Source organism: Dellaglioa sp. CoH-55-MRSF-8 (assembly GCF_056782195.1).
The window spans coordinates 1-384 of the sequence record NZ_JBXAYH010000099.1 but is presented as its reverse complement, the minus strand read 5'-3'; the positions used below and the strand labels follow the sequence as shown (position 1 = coordinate 384).

Genomic DNA, 384 nt, shown 5'->3' with positions numbered 1-384 from the left:
GATCATTCCAGCGGCCATCCAGATCACGCAGGACCTGGATGCGGGTCCGAAGCTGCACGTCGTCCAGTTCGTCGTATGCGGCACGCAGCACTGCGGTACCAGCCTCATGCATACCAGCTCTATCCAGAGCATGCGCCCTGTTGATCGCAGTCGGAATAGGGCCCTGTTCTTGTGCATAAAGCACTTTCGACGCATATTCTTCGAACGGAACGGCGTCCCGCGCATTGATCAACAGCGGATTACCGTTGACGACAGCAACCTGCGAATAGAACTTTCGGTCACCGCGATCCGAGGTAATTGTGAACCAGTAGCAGCCGCCGTTCTCCAGTTTATCCCAGTCCCTGATCTTCCGTACCTGCGTCATAAAGCTCTCCTGTTTGTAGA

1 protein-coding gene is annotated in these 384 nt (G+C 55.2%); it reads right to left on the bottom strand.

Going from position 1 to position 384, the window contains the following annotated elements; all coding sequences use genetic code 11:
- A partial coding sequence (locus tag AC1RPW_RS08075; protein WP_481769455.1) for a hypothetical protein occupies positions 1–364 on the bottom strand: 364 nt, incomplete at its 3' end.
- Between the last annotated feature and the right edge of the window lie 20 nt (positions 365–384).